At 64.1% G+C, this 20,782-nt stretch carries 22 protein-coding genes and 1 pseudogene; 10 read left to right on the forward strand and 13 right to left on the reverse strand.

All coding sequences use genetic code 11. The features are described from left to right. Positions 1–66 precede the first annotated feature (66 nt). Together WDS16_RS16525 and WDS16_RS16530 are read left to right on the forward strand one after the other, a co-directional pair. Positions 67–1,128, forward strand: coding sequence for an endonuclease/exonuclease/phosphatase family protein (locus WDS16_RS16525; RefSeq protein WP_338886311.1), 1,062 nt, complete (start codon positions 67–69; stop codon positions 1,126–1,128). 12 nt (positions 1,129–1,140) lie between these two features. Further along, a complete protein-coding gene (locus tag WDS16_RS16530; protein WP_338886312.1) occupies positions 1,141–1,548 on the forward strand; it encodes an ASCH domain-containing protein in 408 nt (135 codons plus the stop codon). Between the two features lie 69 nt (positions 1,549–1,617). Here the strand turns inward: WDS16_RS16530 and WDS16_RS16535 are convergent, their stop codons facing one another. Next, on the reverse strand, positions 1,618–2,058 hold the full coding sequence (locus WDS16_RS16535; protein WP_338886313.1) for a GNAT family N-acetyltransferase: 441 nt from the start codon (positions 2,056–2,058) through the stop codon (positions 1,618–1,620). A gap of 437 nt (positions 2,059–2,495) precedes the next feature. Here WDS16_RS16535 and WDS16_RS16540 point away from each other — a divergent pair, with 437 nt between their 5' ends. Continuing rightward, a complete protein-coding gene (locus tag WDS16_RS16540) occupies positions 2,496–4,499 on the forward strand; it encodes an HNH endonuclease signature motif containing protein (protein WP_338886314.1) in 2,004 nt (667 codons plus the stop codon). A 194-nt stretch (positions 4,500–4,693) separates the two neighbouring features. Here the strand turns inward: WDS16_RS16540 and WDS16_RS16545 are convergent, their stop codons facing one another. From WDS16_RS16545 to WDS16_RS16560, 4 genes and pseudogenes are all read right to left on the reverse strand, one after another. Continuing rightward, positions 4,694–5,833 (reverse strand): lipase family protein, encoded by a 1,140-nt coding sequence (locus tag WDS16_RS16545; RefSeq protein ID WP_338886315.1) that lies wholly within the window; start codon positions 5,831–5,833, stop codon positions 4,694–4,696. A 308-nt stretch (positions 5,834–6,141) separates the two neighbouring features. Further along, a pseudogene (locus WDS16_RS16550) lies at positions 6,142–6,467 on the reverse strand (transposase); the annotation flags it as partial. Beyond that, complete coding sequence (locus WDS16_RS16555; protein ID WP_338886316.1) at positions 6,431–6,850, reverse strand: alpha/beta hydrolase; 420 nt, start codon at positions 6,848–6,850, stop codon at positions 6,431–6,433. The gene WDS16_RS16555 and the pseudogene WDS16_RS16550, both read right to left, overlap by 37 nt. Before the next feature lie 36 nt (positions 6,851–6,886). Then, positions 6,887–7,282, reverse strand: a complete 396-nt coding sequence (locus tag WDS16_RS16560; protein WP_338886317.1) for a hypothetical protein — start codon at positions 7,280–7,282, stop codon at positions 6,887–6,889. Here WDS16_RS16560 and WDS16_RS16565 point away from each other — a divergent pair. Both WDS16_RS16565 and WDS16_RS16570 read left to right on the forward strand, forming a co-directional pair. Next, on the forward strand, positions 7,281–7,751 hold the full coding sequence (locus WDS16_RS16565; protein ID WP_338886318.1) for a helix-turn-helix transcriptional regulator: 471 nt from the start codon (positions 7,281–7,283) through the stop codon (positions 7,749–7,751). The two genes, WDS16_RS16560 and WDS16_RS16565, sit on opposite strands and share 2 nt — an antisense overlap. Then, a complete protein-coding gene (locus WDS16_RS16570; RefSeq protein WP_338886319.1) occupies positions 7,748–9,229 on the forward strand; it encodes an adenylate/guanylate cyclase domain-containing protein in 1,482 nt (493 codons plus the stop codon). Before WDS16_RS16565 ends, WDS16_RS16570 begins: the two co-directional genes overlap by 4 nt. Here the strand turns inward: WDS16_RS16570 and WDS16_RS16575 are convergent. Next, positions 9,226–10,512, reverse strand: coding sequence for an MFS transporter (locus tag WDS16_RS16575; protein ID WP_338886320.1), 1,287 nt, complete (start codon positions 10,510–10,512; stop codon positions 9,226–9,228). The genes WDS16_RS16570 and WDS16_RS16575 overlap by 4 nt on opposite strands. A 67-nt stretch (positions 10,513–10,579) precedes the next feature. Here WDS16_RS16575 and aroQ point away from each other — a divergent pair, with 67 nt between their 5' ends. The 3 genes from aroQ (at position 10,580) to WDS16_RS16590 (ending at position 12,375) form a co-directional block, all read left to right on the forward strand. Next, entirely contained in the window at positions 10,580–11,014 is a 435-nt protein-coding gene (aroQ, locus tag WDS16_RS16580) for a type II 3-dehydroquinate dehydratase (RefSeq protein ID WP_338886321.1), read from the forward strand. 63 nt (positions 11,015–11,077) lie between these two features. Next, positions 11,078–11,809: a DsbA family protein gene (locus tag WDS16_RS16585; protein ID WP_338886322.1), complete on the forward strand. Its 732-nt coding sequence runs from the start codon at positions 11,078–11,080 to the stop codon at positions 11,807–11,809. Beyond that, positions 11,806–12,375 carry a vitamin K epoxide reductase family protein gene (locus WDS16_RS16590; protein WP_338886323.1) on the forward strand — a complete coding sequence of 190 codons (570 nt, stop codon included), beginning with the start codon at positions 11,806–11,808 and terminating at the stop codon, positions 12,373–12,375. The genes WDS16_RS16585 and WDS16_RS16590 overlap by 4 nt, the downstream gene beginning before the upstream one ends. Here WDS16_RS16590 and WDS16_RS16595 read toward each other — a convergent pair. Continuing rightward, positions 12,372–12,752 (reverse strand): RidA family protein, encoded by a 381-nt coding sequence (locus tag WDS16_RS16595; RefSeq protein WP_338886324.1) that lies wholly within the window; start codon positions 12,750–12,752, stop codon positions 12,372–12,374. The genes WDS16_RS16590 and WDS16_RS16595 overlap by 4 nt on opposite strands. A 233-nt stretch (positions 12,753–12,985) precedes the next feature. Between WDS16_RS16595 and WDS16_RS16600 the strand changes: the two genes are divergently transcribed. Then, positions 12,986–14,404: a bifunctional lytic transglycosylase/C40 family peptidase gene (locus WDS16_RS16600; protein WP_338886325.1), complete on the forward strand. Its 1,419-nt coding sequence runs from the start codon at positions 12,986–12,988 to the stop codon at positions 14,402–14,404. A 26-nt stretch (positions 14,405–14,430) separates the two neighbouring features. After that, complete coding sequence (locus WDS16_RS16605) at positions 14,431–15,240, forward strand: acyl-[acyl-carrier-protein] thioesterase (protein WP_338886326.1); 810 nt, start codon at positions 14,431–14,433, stop codon at positions 15,238–15,240. Here the strand turns inward: WDS16_RS16605 and WDS16_RS16610 are convergent. Genes WDS16_RS16610 through WDS16_RS16635 form a run of 6 tightly spaced genes read right to left on the reverse strand, consistent with a single transcriptional unit; the run spans position 15,159 to position 20,744 of the window. Then, entirely contained in the window at positions 15,159–16,655 is a 1,497-nt protein-coding gene (locus WDS16_RS16610; protein ID WP_338886327.1) for an AMP-binding protein, read from the reverse strand. The genes WDS16_RS16605 and WDS16_RS16610 overlap by 82 nt on opposite strands. Next, positions 16,648–17,250 (reverse strand): energy-coupling factor transporter transmembrane protein EcfT, encoded by a 603-nt coding sequence (locus WDS16_RS16615; protein WP_338886328.1) that lies wholly within the window; start codon positions 17,248–17,250, stop codon positions 16,648–16,650. The genes WDS16_RS16610 and WDS16_RS16615 overlap by 8 nt, the downstream gene beginning before the upstream one ends. Continuing rightward, entirely contained in the window at positions 17,247–17,927 is a 681-nt protein-coding gene (locus WDS16_RS16620; protein ID WP_338886329.1) for an ABC transporter ATP-binding protein, read from the reverse strand. The genes WDS16_RS16615 and WDS16_RS16620 overlap by 4 nt, the downstream gene beginning before the upstream one ends. Then, complete coding sequence (locus WDS16_RS16625) at positions 17,924–19,081, reverse strand: thiolase family protein (RefSeq protein WP_338886330.1); 1,158 nt, start codon at positions 19,079–19,081, stop codon at positions 17,924–17,926. The genes WDS16_RS16620 and WDS16_RS16625 overlap by 4 nt, the downstream gene beginning before the upstream one ends. Then, a complete protein-coding gene (locus WDS16_RS16630; RefSeq protein WP_338886331.1) occupies positions 19,078–20,214 on the reverse strand; it encodes an AMP-binding enzyme in 1,137 nt (378 codons plus the stop codon). The genes WDS16_RS16625 and WDS16_RS16630 overlap by 4 nt, the downstream gene beginning before the upstream one ends. Continuing rightward, positions 20,211–20,744 carry a biotin transporter BioY gene (locus WDS16_RS16635; RefSeq protein ID WP_422395837.1) on the reverse strand — a complete coding sequence of 178 codons (534 nt, stop codon included), beginning with the start codon at positions 20,742–20,744 and terminating at the stop codon, positions 20,211–20,213. The genes WDS16_RS16630 and WDS16_RS16635 overlap by 4 nt, the downstream gene beginning before the upstream one ends. Positions 20,745–20,782: the final 38 nt, after the last annotated feature.

The raw sequence follows: 20,782 nt of genomic DNA on the forward strand, positions 1-20,782 counted from the left end.
TATTCGTGCCACTACTGGAGTGTCCAGGTCACCTCGCGTTTGCTTGGCAGCGCTACCGTGCGACGCGTGAAGTTCGCCCTAACTATCCCACTGGTCCTCGCCGCCCTCGTCCTGACCGCATGTTCCACCTCGTCCGAACCTGCGCCGGACGACAACACGCGCACAGTCCGGGTCGCAACGTTCAACGCAAGCCTCAACCGAGCGGCCGCAGGCCAGCTGCTGACGGAGCTGAGCGGCGAGAACGCTCAGGCCCGGTCGGTGGCCGAAGTGATCACCGAGAATGCTCCCGACGTCCTCCTGATCAACGAGTTCGACTATTCCGCCGATGCTCTGGGCGTGTTTCGCGACAACTACTTGGACGGCGCGTATCCGTATGCCTTCACCGCCCCCGTCAACACCGGGGTCGATTCGGGCCTCGATCTCGATTCCGACGGCGCCCTCGGCGGCCCGAACGACGCATACGGTTTCGGTCAGTTCCCAGGCCAGTACGGCATGGTGGTTCTGTCGAAGTACCCGATCGATACCACAGGGGTTCGAACGTTCCAGAACTTCCCGTGGAAGGACATGCCGGATTCACTGCTGCCACGGGACTATTACGGTGCGAACTCCGATTCCCTTCGACTGTCGAGCAAATCGCACTGGGACGTGCCGGTGGACATCGATGGAAAATCGGTGCATATCCTCGCGTCCCACCCCACGCCGCCGTCGTTCGACGGTCCGGAAGATCGAAACGGCAAGCGAAATCACGATGAGATCAGGCTGACGGCCGACTACATCGATGGTGCCGAGTATCTGTACGACGACAACGGCAGACGCGGCGGATTGGAATCCGGCGCGTCGTTCGTCGTACTCGGCGATCAGAACAGCGACCCCGTCGACGGCGATTCGGTGGCCGGGTCGATTCAGCAACTTCTCGACAATCAGCGCATCCAGGATCCCGCTCCCACCTCCGAAGCCGGGGACGGCACCGACACCGCCGACTTCTCCGACCCGGTACCCGGCGACCTGCGGGTCGACTACGCATTGCCGTCCGGTGACCTGACCGTTTCCGGGTCCGAGGTCTACTGGCCTGCCGACGTCGAACACCCGTCGGACCACCGCATGGTGTGGGTGGATCTGGAGATCTGAGATTCTTGGGCAATGAACGATCTCCCCACAGCCGAGTTTGCGTTTCCAGGACAATTGCGGGATTCGCTTGTTGCTTCGATACTTTCAGGCACCAAGACGGCTACCACGTCATTGCTTCGCGAATATCGGATGGGCATCGAACCGCTCCCAGTGGCCGGTCTGCGTCAGGGCGTCGTCGATTCGACAGGCACTGTCGTCGGTGTCATCGAGACCGAGTCGGTCGAGGTGGTGCGGCTTGCCGAGGTAACCCCCAAGCACGCTCGGGATGAAGGCGAAGGACATACGACGGTCGCCCAGTGGCGTCGCGCGCATGAGAAATTCTGGCATTCCGAGGACATGCGGGGCGACCTCGGCGACCCCGAGTTCACCGTCGACGACGACACGCAAGTTGTTCTGGAGCGGTTCAGGCTCGTCCGGTGACTTGTAGGTAATCGCCTTGGGCTCCGACTGCCGCGCCGGGGGATGCCTATCGTCGACGCTCATCACCGTTCACCTTCTGCGGTACGACTCTGAAAAATCCGACGCGGAAGCTTCGTAGATGATCTCCAACCCATCTTCCTCATCCCACTGCTCGCCCGTCTCGACGAACCCCATACTCCTGATGAGGGCCAACGAGGGCATGTTGTCGGGGCTGACCGCGGCGCGAATTGTTCTCACGTCCTCGTGGCGGTGCGCCACGTCGAGCAGCGTCTCCACGGAGCGTCGCGCATAGCCCTGTCGACGCCGGTCAGGGTCGACCCGATACCCGATCTCGACCATCCCAGTCCTGTCGGGACCACCGTGGAATCCGGCAACGCCGACCGGCACCGCGACGTGAGGGTCGACGATCAACCGCGTGATCCACGGCGCATCCTCGGGGGTCTGCACTATCTGCTTGCTCCTCATCTGCCACAGGCCACGGCATTCAGAGGCCGCCAGGTAGGGCGACACGCAGTCGAGTGTGAGCGCAACCGACTCGCCTGCTGCCAGCGCGTGCACAACGCCTGCGGGAACAAGATCCAGGCGACCGTTCGGGCACGGGGTGCTCCCAAGGCTTGACTGTCAACGTCATTCCCGAAATCGTGCCACTCCCGCCGAGCCGGTGCGAACGATGTGATCCACAAGGAATAGCGGACACGTATGCGCGTGACCTTTTTGCGCGTTTCTCAGCATGCACATTCGTCGGCGTCCACGCCCAGTCACTGCACGGTACGAGCGCTGCACATTACGCCGAACCTCACCTAACTTGTCGGTGCCATGGTGTATTGCATCAGTTCCCGTCGATGATGTTATGCCGCAACCGAATTGCCTTGACCAGACCTCAACCAACCCGTATTATCGAACATAGTTTCGAACCGGTATTCAGAGACATTGGTCGGGGGGACACAATGCCAGGAAGTTTCGCGGGCGCATTCGCCGCCTACGCAGGGCCACAGAAAGAGCCCGCCATCGATGGATCCCTGCTGTCCGAGATCTCGGATGTCGCAGTCATCGAAAATCAAGCCTGCGCTCGCAAAGTCGCAGTAGCAGCAACCATCTGGGATTCCTGCATCCACCAGACCATCCAAGTGGGCGAGCACATCACCGACGCCGGAAACTACGCGTCCTCTGAAATCGCAGCCACCCTGGGCTGCTCGAAAACTGTGGCGGACACCTACTCCGAGATCGGAATGGACCTACGCCTGCGATTCCCGGCAATCAGAGCATCGTTCGAGTCCGGAGAGCTCGATCTCCAACGAGTGCGCGCGATCTACCGCGTCACCAATCCCTATAGCGTCGACGCCGTCGAGCGCGCCGAAGCCGAGATCCTCACCGCCGCTACACGTCTGTCCCCCGGCCCCCTCGCCACCGAGATCAACGCCATCATGCATCGCTGTGCGCCAGAAGAAGCTGCCGAACTACGCAAGGACCTCACCAGGTTGACCGGAGTGCGGTACCGCGACAAAGACATGATCGCGACGATCGAGGCAAACCTCGAGGCGGCCGACGCCGCGGCCTGCTGGCAGCTGATCAACGAAATGGCAGACACCCTCTGCCCCAGAGACCCCCGTACACGTGGACAACGCCGGGCGGCCGCATACACCGCCCTCATGCGCCGCGAAACGTACGTCGCGTGCACCTGCGAGCCCGACGGCGATCACCCCTGCACCGCGAACCCCGTACTCCCCGATCACCGCCAACCCCTCACCAACATCACGATCGACATAGACACACTCCTCGGACTCGCCGACCTTCCGGCGTACCTCGCCGGCCACGGTGACATCGATGCCGACTACGCCCGCGAACTCGCGGAAAACAGTGACCTCCAGATCATTCTCACCGAGGCACTCGACCTCGCCCGGGAACTAGGCCACATCACCAGCGAGCACACCGACTGCTCCGCCGATTCCTCCGAAGCTGCGGCCAGCGCAGACAAGACAACCGCAGACAAGACAACCGCAGCCGAAACGACCGCAGCCGACGACAGATCCAGCCACTGCCAAAGCGCCAACGGAAGTGACGACGAACCGACGGAAGACGTGGATCCCGAGGCCGAGAGTACGAACCGCCCCACGGCACACCTGACGTTCCATCCGCTCGGACGAGGAAGACGACGCCGAGGGATGAGGTTGCCGAAGCCTGCGCCCTCCCCAACACCCAGGCGAACCGGCGCTCCTTCCGAATCTCACGAGGGCCGCTACACCTTCATCGCGGCGCTCGAGCAGGCCATCGCAGCGAATCCAGCGCTAGCCATCGCTCTGTACCCGGACGGACACGGCGGGTTCGACGCACCGCCGCCTGGAGCTCTGCTCTACCGGCCTGGCGCGCAGTTGGCCGAGCTCGTCCGTCAACGAGACCGCACGTGCCGCCATCCCGGCTGCCATGTCCCGGCATCGAATTGCGAGATCGACCACGTCGTCCCCTACCACCACCGCAACCCCGCACGAGGCGGCTGGACCATCCTCACCAACTTGCACTGCCTCTGCAAATACCACCACTCACTCAAAACCATGGGTGCATGGACACCGACCATGCTCGCTGGCGCGGCGGAGTATTGGACATCCAGCTCTGGGACGACCGCGGTCACAGTGCCGGGAAGCTCCTACGGTACAACGAATTTCGTCGAGGAATCACTGGTCCCCCACGTACCACGCAAGCGCAGACCAAGATCGGCGGCCGAGCTGGTGACTACAACGGAACCAGCCGCTGAGTCAGTGCCGACAGCATCGGTCGGGACCGAAAAGGTCGGGACCGAAACAGGCAGGGGCGAAACAGGCAGGGGCGAAGTTCACGCAAAGCAACCTCGGACTCAGCTTGACCCTATCGTCGAGTGCAGCGCATCGATGGGAATCGCCATAGGCCTGACTGTCGGCGTCCAGATCAGCAGGCACAGACGAGGCGCGCCGTTCTGATTTGTGTGAGAGCAAGTGCGGTGGTGGTAGCCACGCACGAAATTCGTGATGCCATCGACGGCGATCGTTGTCTTGCTTCCTCCAACTTGACTCGTTGTGGTTGCTCGATGAGCAGTCGTCGATCTGCGGCTGCGGACTACGTGAGGGAAGGGCTAGGCGCACAACGAAAGGTCAGCCGCCAGATCCAGCGCCGTTCAGCGCACCATGGCGAGTATTCGCGGCAGGGCATCGTCGACGGTGGCGGAAATGACGTCGTGGTGAGTGGCACCGGGAACGGGCAGATAGGTCACGTCGCGGACGCCCGCGGCCACTAGTTCAGCGGACAGGGCGGTCGTCAGCGCCGGTGGTACGACGGTATCGGCCAGCCCCTGCTCGATGGCCACCGGCCGTGTGTAGCCGGTGGTCGGCACCGCCAGGTATTCGTGGAGAGCCGAAGCCATCGCGGGGTCTGATAGTGGCCGGGTCAGGAGTTGTTGTGGTGCAACGTCGATAACCCTCTGGCGGAGCTCGCTGATGCACGTGTCGTCCGCCTGCGCGAGGTAGTCGCGTCCCAGCTCGGTGAGGTAGCTGTCCACATCGATGTCCGGCCGAGAATCCCTGAGCCCATACAGGACGTAGATCAGGGTGGCCGTGATGTTGTCGAGCGGTGTAATCCGGGGAGTGGAAGGCGAGAGCAGCGGCAAAATGGCTTCGAGGTTCGACGACGGTGCGAACGCCATCACCCCGCGAAAGTCCGACTCTTCTCCGTAGATGTCGGCGCGAGCTCCGGTGGTGAGTGCCGCTGCGCCGCCCTGAGAGTGTCCGGCAGCGACCCAGGTACGCGACAACTCGGGGAGTTCGTCCGCTGCTGCGCCCACGATATCGGTGACGGCGTTCGCCTCCGAGACGCTGTTCAGGTAGTGGTGGGCGTCGGTGGTTCCGAGTCCGATGTAGTCCGTCGATACGACGGCCGTACCGCTCCGGAGAAGTGCAGTGAGCAGGGGCTTCGACAGTTCGACGGCCATCGGGTCCTCGGCAACCCCGTCATCCAGTGCTGTGCTCATGGCGCATGAATCACCCACGCCGACGGTGCCTTTGGCCCACGACACCACCGGCCATCCGCCCGCTGGGGGAGTGCCCGACGGGAGATAGACCTGGCCGCGGGCAATCGCGGGACGGCCGTGCTCGTCAATGGTCGGGTAGGACAGCGCATAGCCCGCTGCGGCACCGTCGATCAGCCGCGGAAGTACATCGATGGACGTTGCCGGTGTCGCGTCGGCGATGGGGGTGAACATCCCCACGCCACCGAGCAGTGCTGCAGCAGTCGACAGGATCAGTGTGGATCGAATCGCCATGTCTTCCTCCGGGACCAACCGTCGAGAGTGACGAATGCAGACCAGCTCGCCCCCGCGTGGAATATACACGGTGAGTGCGTACTCTCCGACCTGGAGGGACAGGGTCCAAATCGTCACACACCGAGGTCGGCGATTGCATCGAAATACCCGCAGCGTTGTGGCCGTCTACGCAGATGACGTCCTGAAAGACCTCACGCACCGAGGAGCCCCTGATTGCCGAATTCCCAGGGTGCGCGCGGTGTCGCACCGACCAACGAAAGGTGCTGGATCTTTCGGCCGCTGCAACCGGTGGAGCGTTGGGAGATGGTTCAGGCTGCCGTCGACCCACTTCCAGTAGCTGCATAAATTCTCTCATCGCGGAGCATCGCCCAGAGAACATTCTCGCGGCGTCGGGCGAGCCTGATCCCGGCTTGGGTGTGACGTGTTCCTTCCGCTCGTTTGCGCCGATAGTAGGCATCCGATTCCCGTGACGATCGGATACTGAGCTACGCGGACAGGTAGAACACTCGCATCAACCGACGGTCGTACCGTCTCGGACGGTGTAGATTTCCGCTATGCGCCCCGAATCGCGGGGCACCGGGGCAAGACTGGACAGCGCTACCAGTCGATCAGCGCTGCCGATCGACTCCATGTCCCGTAGAAACCATCACGGTGGAACACCCCGGCGACGCAGGCGAGTCGCTCCACGAGGTCGGGCCGTCGCAGAGCCACCATCAGCGCGACGACCGCACCGTCGCTGCAGCCGACGAACCTGGCCGGACCACCGACCACGGTCTCGACGAAGGCGATCGTGTCGGTGACCATGTCCTCGAACGTCATCGGTCCAGGGACGCCCGGCGTGCGGCCGTGGCCTCGTCGCTCGGGAGTGAAGACGCGAAATTGTTGCGTCAGAGCGACGAGGTTCGGTTGCAGCGCTCGTGAATCGACGCCGCCGGGATGCAAGAACACCAGCGGTTCGCCCTCACCGTCTTCGCCGTACCAGGTGTCGACCGGGCCAAGTTGCACACGTCTGTTCATGCAATCGAGACCTCGCAGACGGACGAAACCAATCGCTCACACGCCGTCCAACGGAGTCGTCACCGCGATCCGGCGTCGACCATCTCGATCGACGACCACCTGGTACGCGTTCCGCTCGACGCCGACCGGGTTGCCGGCGTCGTCGAGATTCTCGAGAAGTAGATGCCCGACCCAGATTTCGTTCGCCTCGATGTCGGTGACGATGTCCTTGGCCCGGACACTCTGGATCCCGCGAGAGCGGTAGTACTGCTGGCCCTGGCCGAAGAATTCGCGTGTCTGCTGCGGCTCGGTCACCGCCAGGACGCCACGTGGGGACACCGCGAGGGCGGGATAATTGTAGATATCGGCGAGTCCGTCGATGTCGCCGTCGGAGAGATAGCCGGTGTAGCGGTCGAAGAAGCTCTCGATAGTTTCGAGGTCACGTGTTGTCATGACAGGCAACGTACGACGCATTACCGCCACGCCGGTGTCGGGAATCGGAAATAATCGACAGATTGTGCCCAGAAATACGAGCGCCGAGAGCCGCGACAACCACCTGACGCTGCGACGCGTCGTCCGGCAGCAGCGCCTCATCGAGATCCTGGCCGATTCCGCCATTCCGCTGTCGACGGAAGTACTGGCCGAAAAGCTGCGGGTGAGCGTCAGAACGGTCGAACGAGATCGCCGACGCCTGGTCTCCTCCGGCGTCCCCATCGTCTCGGTTCCCGGCACGAACGGCGGAAGCCGGCTGCCCCGCCACACCCGACCGTCGCCGGTGAATCTGAGCTTCGAAGAAATTGCTGCACTCATCGCTGCACTGGCTGCACTCGGACCGACGGAAACCGACAGCGCCGACTCGGCGATGAAGGCACTCGTTGCGGCGATCTCACCTGCCCCGACGGCGAAGGAGGTCGAGGGATGACGGCCCAGGAGGCTCGCAGCATCGCCGTCCGCTACGGCCTCGGGCTGGTCGTGCTCAACGTTTTCGCCGCTGTACAGGTCACGTTCGTCGTAGCCCTCCTGGCGCGCTCGGAGACAGCAACAGTGGGCAGTATCCTGACCGATCCTGCTTTCAGTGTGTTCCGGTGGATAGTGCCGCTCGGCGTCTCCACGGGGGCGATCGCAGGCGCGCTGCTGATCGTGCCGACACTGAGGTGGATCACAAGCAGCAACGCTCCGACGGCAGGCCAGGCGCGACGCGCAGTACGAATACCGCTGCATCACACAGCATCACACCTCGCACTGTGGCTCGGATTCGGGTTCGCCCTGGCATTTCTGACCCGCGGCATCGAACGAGACATCACGATCCTCGTCATCGTCGGCACCATCTTCGGCGCGGTGACGACGGCCGGAACGGGGTACCTACTGACCGAACGCGCACTCCGCCCGGTCTCTGTGCGTGCATCGGCCGCGCTCCCCCGGGCACGTCGCGAATTGAGTGTGCTGGCCCGACTCGTCATCACCTGGGTCGTGTGCACAGCGTTTCCGGTATCCGCGATTACCCTGATCGTCATCGCCCACTCCACCGGCACACCCGTCGAAATCCCCGCCCCTATCGAACTTCCGATACTCATCGTGTCGGCGATCGCGCTCGGCACCGGGCTGAGAGGAACGATCCTCGTGGCCCGATCGGTATCCGAACCGGTCGGCGAGGTGAGTTCGGCGATGGCCGAAATCGAGAGCGGCAACACCGAAGTCGAGGTGCCCGTGTACGACTCGTCCGAGATCGGTGACCTGCAACGCGGATTCAACGCCATGTCCACCGGCCTGACCGAGCGCGAACGACTACGAGATCTCTTCGGCCGACACGTCGGCACGCAGGTCGCCTCGCGTGCACTGGAACAATCCGACTTCCCTCGCGGCGACGTCCAATATGCGGCAGTCCTGTTCATCGACCTCGTCGGATCCACCGCCTTCGCCGTCGACCATCCGCCCGAACGCGTCGCCGAAGCACTCAACGAGTTCTTGGCCATCGTCGTCGACACCGTCGACGCCAATCTCGGCTTCATCAACAAGTTCGAGGGCGACGCCGCACTGGCGATCTTCGGTGCACCACAGCCGATCGACGACCCGGCCACGGGCGCATTGCGGGCAGCGCGGATGCTCCGCGTCGCGCTGAGATCGCTCGACTCGATGGACTTCGGAATCGGCGTCGCCGCCGGTCAAGTCTTCGCCGGCGACATCGGCGCAACCCAACGCTACGAATACACAGTCATCGGCGAACCGGTCAATTGCGCGGCCCGACTGTCCGACCTCGCCAAGAGTGAACCCTCGCGGGTGCTCGTGGCCCAGCAGGTGGTCGACCGCGCAAACGCCGACGAAGCTCAACTCTGGCGAACACTGGACCCGGTGATCCTGAGAGGACTCTCCGAGGCCACCACCATCGCAACAGTCCGCTAGCGGTCCCGAAACCGCTGCAGAATCTCGCGCATCGTGTGCGGATAGATACCTTCCTCGGCCAACTGTCTGCGGGTCTTACGACGAGTGATGATCAATCCGGTGATTGCAACGATCCACACCGGATACTGCGCCAGGAACGCGACCCTGAACGCATCGAACGTGTAGCCGCCGAGCGCGCCGAGTATCCACCCGATGGAGGCGATGACGAGGAGCGAGGCGAGGAATCCGCCGATGTTGACCATGCCCTGCGCGGTGCCGAGGTTCGCGCTCGGGTTGAACGTCCGGGCGTAGTCGAACCCGATGACCGACCCCGGTCCACCCACCGAGATGACGACGACGAGGACCACCAGCAGCCACAGCGGCGCCGGGCCGGGTAATGCCAGAACAATTCCCCACATCGCTGCGTTGCTGATCATGATCGTGAGCACCATCCACGATCGACGCATCGGATAGCGTCCGGTGAGGATCCCCAATCCGATACCCGATACAACCGCGGACACCACCGAAATCGACAGCAGTACACCCGCAGTCGACGTCGAGAGGCCCTGCGCAGACGTCAGATACGGTATCCCCCACAGCAGCGCGAACACGGTGATGGAGAACTGCGTTCCCATGTGACTGAAGAAGCCGAGCCGGGTTCCCGGCCGTTTCCAGACCTGGCCGATCGTTGCGAAGGTCTCGCGCATCGACGTGGGTTTCTCGACGATCTCTGTCCCGGGTGGCGCGTCTCGGATCAGCGCCAACACCAGCACGAACGCCACGAGACCGAGCGAGGCCGCGCTGCCGAAGGCGAACGTCCACCCCGGACCGTTGAGCAACATCAAGAACGGAACTGCAGAGAATATCTGTCCCGTCTGACCGAGAAGACCCGTCAGCTGCGACACGATCGGCACCTGCCGTGGCCCGAACCATTGCGGCACCAAACGCAGAACCGAGATGAAGGTCAACGCGTCGCCGACACCTACCAGGGCTCGCGCCGCGACTGCCAGCGGCAACGACTCCGTGACAGCGAGCGTGATCTGCGCGATCGCCATCAGGAGTGCGCCGGCGGCGATCATCTTCCGCGATCCCACTCGGTCGAGAACTACACCCGCCGGAATCTGCATCGCCGCATAGACGACGACCTGCAGTACGACGAACGACGCCAACAACGATGGGCTGATCGAGAATCGGTCGGCGGCCTGAAGGCCGGCGACGCCGAACGCAGTGCGGTGCAGAACGCCGACGATGTACGCGAACACGCCGACACCCCAGACCACCCACACAGTTCTCACTGCGAACATTCTGCCGGGTGGGTTGTGGAAGGATCGCACCCGGCGGTAGGCAGCAACAAGAAAGTGGGTTCAGCACATGACCGGCTACATCTTGGTACTCAACGGGCCGAACTTGAACATGCTCGGTACCCGTCAGCCCGAGGTGTACGGCCACGAGACGCTCGCCGACGTCGTCGCCCTGTGCGAGAAGACCGCTGCGGCTCACGGCCGGACAGTGCGCGCCGAGCAGTCGAACCACGAGGGCCAGATCATCGACTGGATCCACGAGGCACGCGGCCAGGCGTCGGGAATCGTCATCAATCCCGGCGGATTGACCCACACGTCCGTCGCGCTACGCGATGCCCTCGTCATTCCCGAGGTTCCGGTCATCGAGGTCCACATCAGCAACGTCCATGCTCGCGAAGAGTTCCGTCACCATTCGTTCGTCTCGCCTATCGCCAGTGGCGTCATCGCCGGCCTCGGTATCGCAGGCTACGGATACGCCGTCGAGAGGCTGATCGCACTCAGCTAGAGCTCAGGTTCACCCACCTATGCTGTGCCGAGGACACTTCTCGGCGAGCAAGGGACACTTTCGGTGAGCAACAACAGCAAGAAGAAGGCGCAGGCAGCAGCTGCCGCACTGCAGGGCAAGAAGGACAAGCAGCGCCGCACACTGATCCAGGTCGCCGTCGCAGTCGTGCTCATCGCCCTGGTCGCCGCCATCGGATTCAGCATCGCGCGCAGCAACTCCGAGGACACCACCGCCGTACCTGCCGCAACTCCGTCGTCGGTCACCCAGGACGGCGCGATCCGTATCGGTGATCCGAACGCATCCGTGGTCGTCACCGTCGTCGAGGACTTCCAGTGCCCGGCATGCAAGCAGTTCGAGGCGATCAGCGGCGACACCCTGTCCGAGTTGGTCGCCGACAACACGATCGCAGTCGACTACAAACCGATCGCGATTCTCGACCGCATGTCCTCGACCAACTACTCCACGCGCGCAGCCAACGCGAGCCTGTGCGTCGCCGACGCCGACATATCGGCGTGGCCCGCCTGGCACAAAGCGATGTTCGAGCAGCAACCCACCGAGGGCGGCGCAGGCCTGAGCGACGACGATCTTCTCGGGCTCATCCAGTTGGCGGGGATCGACAGCCCGGACGTGACCAGCTGCATCACCGACGGGGCCTACACCGACTACGTTGCGAGCCAGACGCAAAGCGTCCTCGACGGCGGCGTCACCGGCACCCCGACCGTGACGGTCAACGGTGAAACCGTGTCGAACCCGACGCCGGACGGCCTGCGGGCGGCCATCGCTGCCGCGCAGTGAAAGCGGGCAGAACTACTGCGTGGGTCCTGACGGTCGGTGGGACCCTCGGACTTCTCGCCGCGCTGGCGCTGACAATCGAGCGGTTCAAGCTGCTCGAGGATGCGTCGTACGTGCCGTCGTGCAGCTTGAATCCGGTTCTCTCCTGCGGATCGGTGATGACGACCGATCAGGCAGCGCTGTTCGGATTTCCCAACCCCATCATCGGAATCGTGGCGTTCACGGTCGTCGTGGTCACCGGAATACTGACGCTGGCGCGGATCGAACTGCCGCATTGGTTCTGGCTCGGACTGTCGTTGGGAACTCTGCTGGGCGAGGTCTTCGTCCACTGGCTCATCGTTCAAAGCTTGTACGAAATCGGCGCCCTCTGCCCGTACTGCATGGTGGTCTGGGCAGTGACGATGCCGATATTCGTGGTGTCTCTGTCGCAACTGGTCGACCGGGATCACGCAGGCGCTGTCCCGAGCCTGCTGATCGAGTGGCGCTGGACCATTCTGGCTGTGTGGTACGCCGTGGTGATCGTGCTGATCGGCATCCGATTCTCCGACTACTGGGCAACCCTGCTCTAGAGGACTGCCGTCGCGTCGATTTCGATCAACAACTCGTCCATCGCGAGACGTGACACCTCGACAACGGTCTGCGCGGGCCTGATCCTCGGAAACAGCTCACCGAGTATGCCGGTGTAGGTGTCGAGATCGCCCAGATTCACGAAGTACACCGTCAGCTTGACTACGTTGTCGAGCGTTCCACCGGCCGCGTCGAGGATCAGCCGAATGTTCTCGAACGACAGTCGGATCTGTGCCTCTACGTCACCGACGCCCTCGAACTGTCCGTCCGCAGTGATAGCCGTCTGCCCGGACAGATACAGCGTGCGAGCAGGATTCGCGACGACGATGCACTGGGACAACAGCTGGGCGCCTGGGTCCCACACCGTCTTCGGTGACACCAGGTACTTGTCGATGGCGGGCCTCCCCGGTCTGTCGTGGTCATGGCTCAGTGTGTCGCGGTCATGCCACCGCCAACCTACCGTGCGCCGCCGGTTGTGACCCAACACAATGGGACACCCGGTAATCCGCCCCACGGAACGATTCGGCAGTGCATGATGATGTGAGTCAGCTCACCACAGTGAGCGGGCGTCGTACGTCGGGGCGGGAAATTTCAGGCACCAGGAGTTGTTACATGGCAGGCGATCCAATCGCAGTCATCGTTGCCGTACTCGTGTCCGCTGCAGGAGCGGCAGCAGGGACCGACCTCCCACCGCCCATCCAGGACGGTGCCGCAGGAGTCGCCGCCGCAGCGGAGGAGGCTGAACCAGGTCTACAGGAACAGCTCGACGGCCTGCTGGCCACATTGCCGGAGGCTCAACGCGAGACAGCTGACGTCATGCTCGACAACGCAGCAACTGCCGTCGAAGACGCCGCCGAACCGCTGTTGCCGCCGACCGAAACCGAAGAAATCGACGCTCCCGACGAGGCAGAGTCGGTCGCGTCCGAGCCGACGACGTCTGCCGTGACGCCCGTGGTCAGCAATCCGACTTCCACCATCACCTCGCTCGGGGCAGTGATTCCGAGCAGAGCCGGAGCCGTCCAGTTCGGCACCTCCACCTTCTCGCTCGGCGACCTCGCCTCGCAGACAGCGTTCATGCCGGCCGCAGAAGCGCTTCGCCGAGCGCTGTTTCCCGGAATGCCCGCTACGTTCACCGGCGTCTCGACCTCTCCTATCGGAGCGATCACGGCCTTCGTACCGTGGTTGATGAAAGCCGGAGCCATCTGCGACGGAGTGAAGGCGCCCACCATCGCCGCGCTGTACGCTGCCGAGAACGGATTCCGTTACGGCCCGACCGCTCCCGTGTCCTCCACCGGTGCCCGCGGACCCGGCCAGTTCATGCCGGGAACCTGGCAGACGTACGGCAAGGACGCGGACGGTGACGGCATCGCCGACATCAACGGAATCGCCGACTCGGTGATGGCGTCGGGAAATCTGTTGTGCGACATCAACAACCAAGTCGAAAAATGGAAGTCCGAGGGGCGAGTCTCCGGCGACACTCTGGATCTGACCATCGCCGGATACAACGCAGGTGCCGGTGCTGTTCTTCGATCTGGCGGAATGCCGTCGGGAACACCGGATTACGAGAATCAGACCAAACCGTACGTCGCGAAGATCAGGGCGACGGAGATGCAGTTCGCCGGCATCCTCAACCCGCTCTCGACGCTCGACCTCGCGGCAATCGGCGGCCGTGCCGTCAATTCGGCCATGGACTACCTCGGACTGCCGTACGTGTGGGGAGGCGGCAACATCAACGGCCCGTCCGGCGGCGGCTTCGATTGCTCCGGTCTCACCTCGTATGCAGTCTTCAAGGCGTCCGGCGGCACCATCACGCTGCCGCGCACGTCGGAGACACAGTGGAACGTAGGCACCGAGATTCCGTTGGCGATGGCGCAGCCAGGCGACCTGTTGTTCGGCAACTGGCAGGCAGGCGGACCCGGTCACGTCGCCATCTACGCCGGCAACGGCCAGATGGTGCACGCTCCGACGTTCGGCGACGTCGTTCGGATCGGCCCGGTGTTCGACGGAATGAAGGCGCGTCGAGTGCTCTGAGGGCACGGGCAGGTAGGTTCTAGGCGATGAACTCTGCCGAACGAGGGAGCGCACCTGTGGCCAGCGGAACCCGCACCGAACCTCTGAGCTTCGACGACCCGCTGGCCCCCGCCCCGCCGGCGGGGGAAGGCTTCGAAACCGCCTGGACCGTGCGCACCGGCGACGTCGACCCCGACAACCGCCTCAGGTTCGACGGTATCGCCCGCTACCTGCAGGACATCGGTTCGGACAACCTCGCGGCCACACCGCTCGGCGAGACCGATCCGTTCTGGATCGTGCGTCGGACGGTAATCGACGTCCATACTCCGGTGAAGTTTCCCGACCGAGTACACATGCGGCGCTGGTGCTCCTCGATGTCGACTCGGTGGTCCAACATGCGGGTGGACATCACGACCGACAAGGGCGCGTCGATCGAGACCGAAGGTTTCTGGATCAACATCAGCGCCACCACCGGGATGCCGACGCGCATCAGCGACGAAGCACTGGGCTTGCTGGCCCGCACCACCGAGGAGCATCGCTTGCGCTGGAAGGCATGGCTCACCGAGCCTGCGCCCGCGCAGTCGCATACCGACGTGCAATTTCCTTTGCGCGCCACCGACATCGACTCGTTCAACCACGTCAACAACGCGGCATACTGGCACGCCGTCGAGGAACTGCTCGTCGACCGGAGTGACCTGCTCAGCGTCCCGCACCGGGCAGTCATCGAATACCTGTCCCCCATCCTCGCCGGTGAGCACGTCAGCATTCGACACCGCTACGAAGGCGGGGAACTGACGATGTGGTTCGTGGTCTCCGGCGTCGCGCGCTGCGTCGCGAAAGTCGCCCCGAGAGCCTGACGATCGAGCTTGCCGCGCGGCGTCCGCGGGAGTCCCGCGAGCAGAAGGATGCGCGACGGCATGCTCGGGCTCGGTAGAGTCGCGCGCAACGCGCGACGGATCTCCGAAACGGACGGTCCGTCCGAATCGACTACCACCGCCAACGCAGGCGCTTCACCCATCCGCTCATCCGCTATCGCGACGACAGCAGCCTCGTCCACACCCGGAATATCCAGTGCTGCAGCCTCGATCGGTGTGAGTTCGACGTTCAGACCTCCCCTGATCAACGTCTCGGAATCCCGGCCGAACAGAGTGAGTGCACGGCTGCCCATGTCCCCACCCATGTCCCCACCCGTGTCCCCACCCATGTCCCCACCCGTGTCCCCACCCGTGTCCCCACCCATGTCACCGTGCACGTCCTCGAGGCTTCCCCTGTCCCCGACCGTCATCCACCCGTCCACCGGCCCTCCCGAGATTCCGCCGCGAGTGAGATAGCCGTCGAACAGCATGTCGCTCCGAACATGGACGATTCCATCTCGGATTTCTGCATCCACACCGTCGAACAAGGTTCCAGCACCCGGATCGACGCCGCGGTCGTAGGACACGAAACTCAATTCCGACGCGCCGTAGAAATGCACCAACGACGCGTTGGGCAACACCGTCTGCAGCGCCACCCGCCCGGAGGACGGCCACCGCGCCGCACTGGACAGCACCTCGCGGACGCTCGGCACCGTCCCGATTCCTGATCGCACCACGTCCCAGGCGATCGTCGGAACCGAGTACAGATGCGTCGGAGAGCTGATCAGGGCTTCTGCGACCGGCCGGAGATCGACGCATGCACCGCGGGTCAAGCCATGCAAAGCGCCGTACAGGAAATGGGTGTGGTCGAGGACGCCCGGCGTCGACACCCGGTCACCGCGCCGGACGTCGAACACCGCGTCGCTACGATCGAGCGTCCGCGCCCAGGACAACTGGTTTCGGACGAAGAGTTTGGGCTCGCCGGTGGTGCCCGACGTGATACCCACGAGCAATTCACTCTGCGCACACGCCGTCCCGTGCGGCCCGTCGGAATCGACGTTCGTGACCGGGTTCTCGCACCCGAGCTTGCGCAATCGCCGGTGCCCAGCAGGCGCAGCGATCACCGCGCCGGGCTGGGTGAGTTCGATGACCTGCGCGAACTGACCGGCAAGCAAGTGCCTGTGCAACAACACCACCCCGACGCCCGAGCGCATCGCCGCCGTCACGGCCACGAGTGAGCCGACATCCGACGTCGGTAGGACAGCGATCCGCTGCATACCGCGCATCCCCGCCGCCGCGCGGGTCACTCTGGCCCAGAACTCGGCGTAGGACACCGATTCCCGACGGTCGACGACGGCCAGCTTGTGCGGGATGTCGCGGACGTGGCGAGCGATGCGGTCGGCAAGCAATTCAGTCATCGTCGACTCCTCGGGCGATCAGCGCATCTCCCATGGCATCTGCCGTACGAAGTGCCCGGACCAGAACCGGTGTGGCCAGCGCGGTCATCGACCACTGCAGTCCGCGAGCCTTTCTCGCCTCGGACACCTCGTGCACGATGGTCGCCAGGATGGGAATGCATCGGATGGCCAACGCAAGCATCAGTCCTACCCGGTCCGGATCGACACCGAAGCGGCGCACCGGCTGCAGTACCCGTGTGACGGTATCGAGCATGTCGGTAACCCGCGTCGTCAACGTGACGAGGGCAGCCAGCGCCACCGAGATCACCAGCACCCCGCACACCACGATCGCGCGCGTCGGAGACGTGATGATCAGCTGGAAGATTCCGATGATCAGCATCATCCACAGCACCGGTCGGAGCTGGGCCAGAGCGACTTTCACGGGAATCCGGGCGACGGCGAACAACGCCGCGACGACGAGTGCAACAGCACCGACAGCGACGGGCGTGCGAGCGAAGAGAGTCGCCGCGATGATCGTCAGCAGCAGGAGCAGCAACTTCACTCCGGCGGGCATCCGATGCAGCAGCGAGCTACCGGGCCGATACAAACCGATCACATGACCAACTCCCGGTACGCCGGCACCGCATCGGCTGGGGATCCGTCGAACGCCACCAGGCCGTCGTCGATGACGATCACACGCTCGAACGAGTCCAACAAAGCCAGCTGATGGGTGACGACGATGACCTGTTGGTCGATCGAATCGAGTGCGTCGGCGACGACTCGGGCATTGCGGAGGTCGAGCAGCGTCGTCGGCTCGTCGGCGACGACGACCTCGGGGCGACGAATCAGCACCGCGCCGATCGCGAGCAACTGTTTCTGCCCGCCGGACAACAGGTGCGCTGGATGCTCGGCATGGCCGTCGAGCCGGAAGCGAACCAGGATGTCCTGCACGCGCTCTGCAACGTCCTGCTTGCTAAGCCCAGAGCGCCGCAGCGAGAACGCGAGATCCTCGGCCACGGTGGGCATTACGATCTGAGTATCCGGGTCGGTGAAGACGAAACCGACCTTCTTGCGGACCTGCGCGCCCTTCTTCGCGGCGTCGACACCGTCGACCGTCACGGTCCCCGAGTTCGGTGCGAGCAGTCCGTTGATGGTGCGCGCCAACGTCGACTTGCCCGATCCGTTCGATCCGATGATGCCGACTCGTCGCTCGGTGATACGAAGATCGATACCGCGCAACACTTCCCGCTCTCCGAATGCGTGCCGGACGGCATCGAAGACGATCTCACTCACTGCACACGCTCCACGATCATTGCGATTCCTTGACCTCCACCGATCGCGCAGGCCGCGAGACCGAGTTCCGGTCCGGACGAGGTGGACATCTGACGCGCCAACCGCACCAGCAATATTGCACCGGACGCGCCCCACGGATGCCCCATCGCGATCGCGCCACCTTGCGGGCACAGTGCGCTCTCGTCGAGCCCCAACTCGTCGGACACCGCGAGAACGACGGACGCGAATGCCTCGGTGATCTCGACGATGCCGATGTCGGACAGAGCAACTCCGGTGCGAGCAAGCACCTTCTCGATGGCAGGGACCGGGCCGAGCCCCGGCAACGCAGGATCCGAACCCGCGACTGCAGATCCTAGAATCCGCAGGGCTGGAAGACCTTCGGCGCGCGCGGCAGTCGTCACCGCGATCACCGCAGCCCCGTCCGAGATTCCGCACGAATTTCCCGCAGTCACAGTCCCGTCCGCAGTGAACGTCGGTCGCAAACGCGCCAACCTACCCTCACTCATGTTCGGCCTGATCCGCTGGTCACGGAAGATGCCTGCCACTGGCACGATCTCATCGGTGAAATCTGTTGCAGCAGCGGCCATATGCGAACGTGAGGCGTATGCGTCTTGACGCTCGCGGCTGATCCCGCGGATGCGAGCGAGATCGTCGGCGGCCACTCCCATGTCCGGATCGGGAAACCCTGTCGGCGCGAACGGCGCACGGGTGTACCTGACCAGCTCAGCGCCACTGTCTTGCTTGGCACTACGGCGGGTCGGCCAGAACCGCCAGGGCGCAGTGCTCGCCGACTCGACGCCACCGGCGAGAATCAGCTGATCGTCACCGCACCTGACTCGCGCGGCTGCCTGCATGACTGCGTCGAGTCCGGACCCGCACTGACGGTCGACCGTCACACCCGGAACGTCGACGCCGAGTCCTGCCGCCAACGAGGCGATCCGTGCGGGATCGCCGCCGGGTCCGAGGCAGTTGCCGAGAACGACATCGTCGACCTGGGTAGTACAGCCGGCGTCGAGCAACGTTCGCATCGCGGCTTGGAGAACCGGAGCAGCCAGATCTGTCGTCGTGAGGTCCGCGAAGCCATGCCCGGCATTGCCGATCGGTGTCCGCCACGGCGCGACGAGAACAGGGGCGTTCGTGGCTGATCGGGTCATGGTTGCGAGTCTGTCACTCGAGCTCGTGCGATCTTGCCGCTGCCCGTGCGAGGGAGCTCGTCGACGACGGTCCACCGACGCGGTATGGCCTCCTTCTGCAGCGACGCCCGCGCCTGGTCCTTTATTCGAGTCAGCAGCGCGGTCCGGTCGGGCGTGCTGTCGTCTCGCGAGCTGCGATCCAGTTCGAGCACCGCAGTCACCGTCTCGCCGAGAACAGCGTGGGGTGTGCCGATGACCGCAGATGCCTTGACGCCGACGATGGCGTCGAGAATTCGTTCGACGTCCTCGGCGAGAACGGTCGTTCCTCCGACGTTCACCGCCGCACTCCCCCTACCGTGCACGACGAGTTCGCCCCCTGGCCGCAGTTCCGCAAGGTCGCCGACTCCGACCCACTCGTCGGCACCGAGAACGCGGTAGGGCGAACGCACGAACAGCAGACCGTCCCTGATCTCGGCCTCGACGCGATCCAGAAGCCGCAGGGGGCCGGGAACCACACGCGCCGCGACGAGCGACAGCTCAGCGGCGCCGTAGTACTCGACGAGCCGTAGACCGCGCGCACGATTTTCCGCGCCGGCATCGAGCGAGGCCCCGGCCACAACGGCGGTGTGCAGGTTCGGCGCGCGGTGCAGCAACTCCCGAAGCACTGCGGGAACGGCGTGCGTCACCGTGGCCGTGCTTTCGTCGTCGGTGACGCACGCACCGACGTACAGGGCGTGGACAGCGCCGAACAGATGCATCGTGGCGTGCAGCGGGCCGGTCACAAGCACCCGGTCGGAGGAAGTGATCCCGGTTATCGAGGTGAACTCATCGAAACTGTGGGTCCACGACTCAGCCGTTCGGGCCAGCGGACGGGGCGTGCCGGTAGATCCGGACGTCCCGACGAGCAGGAATGCACCCGTGGGGATCTCCGAGCGGTCCGGACGAGCGGTTGGATCCTCGACGCGCACCGCTGCGCCCTGCCGCGCCGCGGCGAACACACAGATCAGCGCTTCGGGTAGTGCCAGTGCCGAGGCGTCGTGGACCGCGGCATCGGGCCACTCTGCGACCGCAGCGTCGAATCGGTCGTAGGACAGAGGTCTGCCACCGATATCGATCGCGATATCGGTGCCAGACCCGCCCAGACGCAAGCTCACCTGGTCGCGATGATGCCGGGATAGGCCCGGTGCACACTCTTGGCGACGACTGTGGCGATGACTACCTTCACCAGATCACCGGGCAGGAACGCGAAGTTGGTCGAGATTGCAGCCCACACTCCGAGATCGGTACGCAGCAACAGGCCGATGGTTCCGAAGATGTAGACGACCACGATGCCGCCCAACGCGTTGATCAGTAGGCCGAGCACCAGCGGGTATTTCGGCAGGATGCGGGCGGTAAGCAGGCCGATGACGAAGACTGCCGGAATCCAACCGACGAGGTATCCGGCACTCGGCCCGGCCAGAGCTGTCAGTCCCGTTCGTCCACCCGACAGAAGCGGTAGGCCGATGAGGGTAAGCGCGATGAAGACTGCAACCGCGGCGACACCCTTGCGTGGACCGAGAACGGCACCGGCCAGGATGACGCCGAGCGTCTGCAGTGTGATCGGCACACCGCTGAACCCGACCGTGATCGCGCCGGCCAACCCGAGGGCAGCAATGAGCGCGGCGAACACCGCGATCTGCGCCATTTCTCGCGCCGAGATGCGCACCTTCGAACCCGACACCG

It is taken from the genome of Rhodococcus sovatensis (assembly GCF_037327425.1).
Taxonomy (GTDB): domain Bacteria; phylum Actinomycetota; class Actinomycetes; order Mycobacteriales; family Mycobacteriaceae; genus Rhodococcoides; species Rhodococcoides sovatense.